At 70.3% G+C, this 6920-nt stretch carries 7 protein-coding genes; 2 read left to right on the forward strand and 5 right to left on the reverse strand.

From position 1 onward, the window contains the following. The first annotated feature begins 4 nt into the window (after window positions 1-4). A complete protein-coding gene (locus tag ACFXBC_RS26455; RefSeq protein ID WP_385029391.1) occupies window positions 5-208 on the forward strand; it encodes an ATP-binding protein in 204 nt (67 codons plus the stop codon). A gap of 215 nt (window positions 209-423) precedes the next feature. On the opposite strand, the gene ACFXBC_RS26460 is transcribed toward ACFXBC_RS26455, so the two are convergent. Then, window positions 424-924: a hypothetical protein gene (locus ACFXBC_RS26460; RefSeq protein ID WP_385029394.1), complete on the reverse strand. Its 501-nt coding sequence runs from the start codon at window positions 922-924 to the stop codon at window positions 424-426. Between the two features lie 189 nt (window positions 925-1113). After that, complete coding sequence (locus ACFXBC_RS26465) at window positions 1114-2046, reverse strand: LysR family transcriptional regulator (protein WP_385029397.1); 933 nt, start codon at window positions 2044-2046, stop codon at window positions 1114-1116. 113 nt (window positions 2047-2159) lie between these two features. On the opposite strand from ACFXBC_RS26465, the gene ACFXBC_RS26470 reads away from it, so the two are divergent. After that, the gene (locus ACFXBC_RS26470) at window positions 2160-3008 is read left to right on the forward strand and encodes an alpha/beta hydrolase (protein ID WP_385029400.1); all 849 of its coding nucleotides are present in this window, start codon (window positions 2160-2162) and stop codon (window positions 3006-3008) included. Window positions 3009-3065: 57 nt separating this feature from the next. On the opposite strand, the gene ACFXBC_RS26475 is transcribed toward ACFXBC_RS26470, so the two are convergent. The 3 genes from ACFXBC_RS26475 to ACFXBC_RS26485 form a co-directional block, all read right to left on the reverse strand. Further along, window positions 3066-5027: an acyl-CoA dehydrogenase gene (locus ACFXBC_RS26475; RefSeq protein WP_385029403.1), complete on the reverse strand. Its 1962-nt coding sequence runs from the start codon at window positions 5025-5027 to the stop codon at window positions 3066-3068. A gap of 116 nt (window positions 5028-5143) precedes the next feature. Beyond that, complete coding sequence (locus tag ACFXBC_RS26480) at window positions 5144-6055, reverse strand: serine protease (RefSeq protein ID WP_385029406.1); 912 nt, start codon at window positions 6053-6055, stop codon at window positions 5144-5146. A 306-nt stretch (window positions 6056-6361) separates the two neighbouring features. Continuing rightward, entirely contained in the window at window positions 6362-6808 is a 447-nt protein-coding gene (locus tag ACFXBC_RS26485; protein ID WP_385029409.1) for a nitroreductase family deazaflavin-dependent oxidoreductase, read from the reverse strand. Window positions 6809-6920 lie beyond the last annotated feature (112 nt).

Here is a 6920-nt window from a genome sequence, read left to right on the forward strand (position 1 = left end):
CCGCGTGGTGGTGGAGCGCACGGCCGTGCGGAGGGTCCGCGTGGCCGTCGCGGACTTCTCACGGGCGCGGCCCGTGGTGCGCGAGGCGGGCGACGGTGACGAGGAGGGGCGCGGCCTGTTACTGGTGACGGCGCCGGCGGCCGACTGGGGTACGGATGAGCGACGTTGGGGAAGGGTCGTGTGGGCGAACCTGGAGGGGCGCGGGTGACCGCCGGAGAATTCTCCGGCCGCAGTATGGCCCGAGCCCACCTGTCGCTGTTGACCGAGATGTTCGGCACGGACGGATGCCTGCGGATCGATACGGCCTCCGACACCGACACGACCGATTGGGGCCCAGTCCTCGCCCGCGCATGCCCGTTCTGCTGCGGCCGCCGGTGCATCCCGCTGGGCCGGCGCGCCGAGCCTTTCCGGCGGGGATCCGGGTCAGGATCGCCCCGGAGTCGCCGCGGGGCCGCCTGAACCAGCTGATCCGGCCGCTTCCAGGATGACGGTGCGCGCTGTCTGGATGAGGCGCTCCAGCGACAGAGCCGCTGTGGGCCGGACGCTGTACGTCATCAGCCGCAGGGCCTCGATCCGGGTCCGGTCCTCGACGGGAAGTCCCTGGGGGAGACCGGAGAACAGTTCGTGGCGCGGGCGGGAGTTGAGGTCCTCCGCCAATGTTTGAAGCGGCATTCCGCCCAGGACGTTCTGCGAGGTCGCGGGTGGTGCTGCGGCACGCTGGTCCTGGAGCTGGGCATGGATCGCCAGGCCGATGAGCGTGGTGGTGAGTGCTTCACCGGATTCCGTACTGATCTTCCAGGTGCGGAAGCGGTCATGGCGACCGGCGGCCGCGTCAGGGGCGTGAGCATCCCCAGCCCTGCGGATGCTTTCCGCGCATGCCCGGCACTCCCTCCACGCCTCCGGTGCTGCTTCGCTCGTCCCCATGAGGGCAGTGTGCCGGGGCGCTGCCGACTTGGGCAGCGCCCCGGTGGCTGCGTAGCTGGGAACGGGCCGCTGAGCCGACGACGTCCCGCGCGAGACTGCGCAAGCGTTCTCGCCCTGTTGTCGGGTGCGACGCTCAGGTCGCGCCGGAAGGCCGGTCAGCGTGCGTGCGGAGGATGACCGCCCCGGAGATCAGGCAGAGAGTCGGAGCCGGTCGTCGAGTGCGGTGCCGACGGCCGGGCAGTTCTTCCGGATGGTGTCGAGGAAGGCGTGCAGCACCGGGGAGTGGTCGCGGACCGTGAAGGACAGGACGAGATCGGGCAGGGGCGTGCGCGGGGTCACTTCACAGAACCGCGTCCCCGGACGGGGGACCGCCCTCATGCGGGACGGCCCCAGGCCGACGCCCACGCCGGAGGCGGCGAGGCCCATGATCGTGTGCACGTCCCTCGCGACGGTCGCACCGCCGAGAGCCGATGAGTCCGCGCCCAGAAGGGCACGCAGTCCGGCTACGACGGCGGGCTCGTCCTCGCCGGCGGAGACGATCAGCGGCTGTCGCCGCAACTGCTCGACGCTCACGGATGGTTGCCCCGCGTACGGGTGCACCGTACTCACCACGGCGATCACATGGTCGCGTCCGATAGGGACGGATACGAGACGCTCGGCCCCGGAGCCCCGTGGCGGGCCGAGAGTGATGGCCACATCCAGCTCCCCGGCGACGAGAGCGGTGCTGCTGCGGCCGGTCGACATCTCGTGCAGTTCCAGCCGCACATCGGGCCGTTCACGGCCGAACCGGCTCAGGACGCCCGGCAGCGGGTCGAGCAGCGCCGAGGCGATGAAGCCGAGGCGTAGCCGTCCCGTCTCGCCACGCGCGGCCCGGCCCGCGTCGACCGTGGCCGCGGCGATCTCGTCCAGCGCCCGGCGCGCCCGTACGAGAAACGCCTCGCCGGCGGCGGTCGGGAACACCCCCTGACGTGTGCGGTCGAACAGCCGGGCCCCGACCTCGCGCTCCAGATCGGCGATCTGCTTGGACAGCGGCGGCTGCGCGATGCCCAGCTCGCCCGCTGCCCGGCCGAAGTGTTCGTGAGCGGCGAGAGCAACCGCGTACCGCAGATGTCGCGCCTCCATGACCCCCCTCTACCCGTCGGCTGCCCTCTTCCGGCGATACCTCAGAGATATTGCCATGCCGCTTACCAGATCTAGGAATGGATGACGCTGAGGTTCCTGTCTGGAATGGAGCCATGAAGAACGCAACTCCGAGGACGGGCACCGTCTTCGTTCTCGTGCACGGCGCCTGGCACAGCTCCGCTCAGTGGTCGGCGACACAGCGTGCGCTGGCCGGTCTGGGCGCTGCGAGCCTGGCCGTCGACCTGCCGGGGCACGGTTTCGACGCACCCCTGCCCTCCGGCTACCTGCTGCCAGGCCAGCCCGGCCTGCTGACCGAGAAGTCACGGCTCGCCACCGTGACGTTGGACGACTGCGCCGAGGCGGTGCTGAGGGTCCTGCGCCAGGTACGCCACCACCGCACCGTCGTGCTCGTGGCGCACAGCGCGGGTGGCGGTCCCGCGTCCCTGGCCGCGGAGTGGGCGCCCGAACTGGTGGACCGGGTCGTCTACCTGTCCGCGTTCGTCCCGGCCGGCAGACCGCGGTTCTCCGACTACCTGGGCTCACCCGAGAACGCCACCGCGCTGGGCCAGAACCTGAACCTCGGCGACCCCGGGGCCCTGGGCGCCGTACGGATCAATCCGCTCTCACCGAGCCCCGCCTACCTCGACGAACTGCGGGAGACCCACTACCACGACACCCCCCTGGACCGCTTCGACCGGTGGCGGTCCGCGCTGAGCCCCGATCTGCCGCTGGCGATCCCGACGACTCCGGTCACCGTGACCGCAGCGCGGTGGGGGCGGCTCCCGCGCACCTTCCTGCGCTGCGCAGAGGACCGGGCGCTGGCACCGGCCGTGCAGGACCTGATGATCGCGGAAGCCGACCGGGCCTTCCCGCGCAACCCGTTCACCGTACATACGCTGCCCGGCAGCCACAGCCCGTTCGCCGCCAGGCCGGGTGAGCTCGCCGCGGTCCTGGCCTCGTGAGCGGTTCTCGCGTCGCGAGCGGTCCTCGCTCGGTGAGCAGGAACGGCGCGCGTCGGGTCAGTCCACGAGATCCGGCGCCCGCAGTACGGCCGAGGGGATGCCCCACGCGTCGACGAGGTCGACCGCGAGGGGGCGGACCTTGCGGCAGAGGGCGTTCACCTCACGGCTGATCGCCTTGGAACGCTGGACGGTCAGCCGCCCGTGCTCCATGAACCAGGCCCGGTCCGCCTCGATGGTCGACAGGGCGAACAGGTCGCAGAGGAGGGCGAGCACCGTCTTCTCGGCGCCTTCGGGCAGCGCCCGCACGCGGTTGACGAACGCCTCTGTCACCAGCCGCTCGACGTGCGCGCGGGCCAGTGCGATGACGTGGTCCTGCACTTCGGAGAAGACGGCGCCGGGATCATTCTTCTGGTCGATGCCGCGTTTGATCCGCCGGGCCAGGCCGGCGAGCATGTGCTGCTCGCGGAAGCGGACCATGGCGAGCTGGTACTCCGAGTCGAGCAGGCCGGCCTCCCGGTCCCACTCGTCGCCGCCGGGCAGCAGGTCCCGTACGCGTTCGAGCAGTTTGTGGGCCGACGTGCGCTCGATGACCGTCTCGACGGCGAGATTGGTGACATAGCGGACCGTGCCGAGCTGGTCGAGGTCCTCGAACTCGCTCGCGTGGTCGGTGAGCAGCCCCTTTGCCACGAGCTGCAGCAGGACATGGTTGTCGCCCTCGAAGGTGGTGAAGACATCGCTGTCGCTCTTGAGGGCGGCGAACCGGTTCACGGCGAGATAACCGGCGCCTCCGCACGCCTCGCGGCACTCCTGGACGACCCGGGTGGCGTGCCACGTCCCCAGTGCCTTGATACCCGCGGCCTGTGATTCCAGCCGGCGCCGCGCCTGCGCGTTGTCCTCGATGCCGGAGAAGACCTCGTGCAGCTGGGTACGTACCTCGTCCTGCGCGAAGTGCAGGGCGTACGTCCGGGCGATGAGCGGCAGCAGACGGCGCTGATGCAGGCCGTAGTCGAGGAGCACCTGCTCGCCGGTGTCCGGTGCGGCCTCGAACTGCCGTCGCTGTACGGCGTACTTCGTGGCGATCGTCAGGGCGACCTTGGCGACGCTGATGCCCGCACCTGCGACGCTGACCCTTCCCTGCACCAGAGTGCCGAGCATGGTGAAGAAGCGCCGGTTGGGATTGTCGATCCCGCTCTCGTAGACGCCCTCGGGCGTGACGTCGGCGAACCTGTTCAGCAGCGCCTCGCGTGGCACCCGCACGCCGTCGAACCAGATGCGGCCGTTGTCCACACCGTTGAGCCCCATCTTGCGGCCGTCGTCCTCGATCCGGACGCCGGGCACCGTCTTCCCGCCGGCGCGCAGGGGTACGACGAAGGCGTGCACGCCCTGGGAGTCGCCGCCCACCTCCAGCTGGGCGAAGACGACCGCCAGTTCGGCATGGCGGGCCGCGTTGCCGATGTAGTCCTTGCGCGCCTGGTCGTGGGGGGTGGTGATGACGAACTCCCGGCTCGCGGTGTCGTACCGCGCGACGGTGGAGAGCGCCTGGACGTTGGAGCCGTGCCCGGTCTCCGTCATCGCGAAGCAGCCCATGAGCTCCCCGGTGATCAGGTCCTGGAGGTAGGCGTCGTGGTGGCGTCCGGTGCCCAGTTGCAGGATCGCGCCGCCGAAGAGTCCGAACTGCACGCCGACCTTCACCAGGGCCGACAGATCGCCGAAAGCCATTGTCTCGAACGCGGCGATCGAGGCGCCGACATCGCCGCCCCCGCCGTACTCCGTGGGAAAGCCCATGCCGGTCTGGCCCGTCGCGGCCATCTTGACGACGACCTCACGCACCCGCTCACGGAAGGCGTCGATGCCGAGCTCGTCGGCCTCTTCGAGGAGGGAGGCGTACGTCGTCAGATTGGTGCGGACGAGGTCGCGGATCCCGGCGTACTCGCCGTCGAGTACGCCGGTCAGCGAGGAGACGTCGATCTCGGGCTGCACGTAACCGGTCTCAGGAGTGGAAGCGTTCTCGGGGGCCATGCCACTCCGCTACCCCGCCCTCGGGTGATCAACCAGGAACGAGCTGGTGGCAGAGGCATGGGGGGAGGAGGGGAGCCGGCCGGAACCGGAGCCTTCCCCTCCCCGCCCCGCTCGATTCAGCGTGCGGAAGCCGGTCGTGCCGCTGCCGGCTTCGGCAGTGTGCAGCCCGCGGCCGACAGGTTGAGTTTGTTGCCCGTCGTGAAGCAGGCGGGTATGCCGTACGTCTCCTCGGCGTATCCGATCCCCTCGCGGACGGTGACGGCACCCTGCTCGTTCACCTCGCAGGGGTTGTCGAGCGTGCAGCGCTCACCGCTCTCGTTGATGGTGTTGTTGACCGCCGTGACCTGCCCGGTCGTCGTGTCGATGACCGGGGAGCCCGAGGTGCCTCCGATGACCTGGCACTGCGGGGTGTAGCGGACGGAGTCCTTCCAGGTCCACTGGTCTTCCTTGAGGCGGTACGCGAATCCGTCGACGGAGCAGGAGTAGACCCGCTTCCAGTAGCCGGAGACCACGTTGATCGCGTGCCCCTGCACCGGGTGGCCGGCGGACAGGGTCAGCGGCGCGATTCCGGTGGACTGCTGTATCTGGGCGTAGGTCTTGGTCAGTTGGTAGAGCGTGACGTCCGTGTCGGTCATCGTCGAGTAGACGACCTTGTTCGCCTTGAGCGTTCCGGCTGTGCCCGCCGAGGCGTTGAGCAGGGTGAAGCTGCGGGTGGAGGACTGGCCGGTGATGACCTGACCCGCGCTCGGGAAGCCGGTTTCCAGACAGTGGCCGTTCGTCAGGACCAGGCCCGGGTCCGAGGCCTGCGAGTTCGGCATGCGGATCAGGGAGCCCGAGCAGTTGCTGAGCGCCACGGTGCCCGCGAAGGAGGCGGCTGCCGCCTTGGCGGGCGCGGTGGCGGGGTGCGCGGCGGTGGGGGTTGTCCCGTCCGCTCCGGCGGGTGCTGCGGCTGCCGTGCCCGTGGTGCCCGCGAGGGCGGCGGCACCGAGGGTCACGGCGGTGAGGGTGGCGAGGAGAGGCTTGCGCATGGTGGTGGTCGGTCCTCTCGGTTCGGCCCCGGGAGCCCGGTGGCCCCCGGACGGCGAAGGGTGACCGCATTGTCGGCGTACAAACAATGTCTCCGCTACCCCACCACCACGTCCTGGCTCTTTCTGCTCCCTTGACGGCTGCCGTACCGGGACTCTCTTCCTCACCCCCGGCCTCCCCGGGGGAGGCCGCAGCACGGCGGGCGGGCCGGCCACGGGCACCGTCACACCGGCCGTGGCCGTCGTGCGCGCGATCCGTGGTTGCCCCCACCAACTACTCGCCGTGCTGCGCTCGCTGGGATGCTGGGATCAGCTGCCGTCGCCCACCGGCTCCAGTACGAAGACCGGGATCACCCGGTCCGTCTTCGTCTGGTACTCGGCGTAGTCCGGCCAGACCTCGACCGCGCGGGACCACCACAGCTCCCGCTCGGCGCCCACGGCCTCGCGGGCCGCCATGTCCTGCCGTACGCCGCCGTCCTGCAGCTCCACCTGCGGGTGTGCGGCCACGTTGAAGTACCAGGTGGGGTGGGTGGGCGCACCGCCCTGCGAGGCCACCACGGCGTACGTCCCGCCGTGCTCCACCCGCATCAGCGGGGTCTTGCGGATCTTGCCGCTCCTGGCCCCGAGGGTGGTGAGGACGACAACGGGCACACCCTTCATGGTCGTTCCCTCGGTGCCCCCGGAACTCTCGTACAACGCGACCTGGTCGCGCACCCACTGGTCCGGGCTCGGCTGGTATTCGCCGCTGAGAGGCATGCTGTTCTCGTCTCACTAGCAGAGGGGCCCGGCGGAGGAGGCAGGGGGTAGCCCCCCACCACCCACCAGAGGGGTAGGAAGACCCCCCAAGTAGAAACCCGCCCCCCCCCCC

Origin of the sequence: Streptomyces sp. NPDC059398 (genome assembly GCF_042751845.1) — a bacterium.
Taxonomy (GTDB): Bacteria; Actinomycetota; Actinomycetes; order Streptomycetales; family Streptomycetaceae; genus Streptomyces.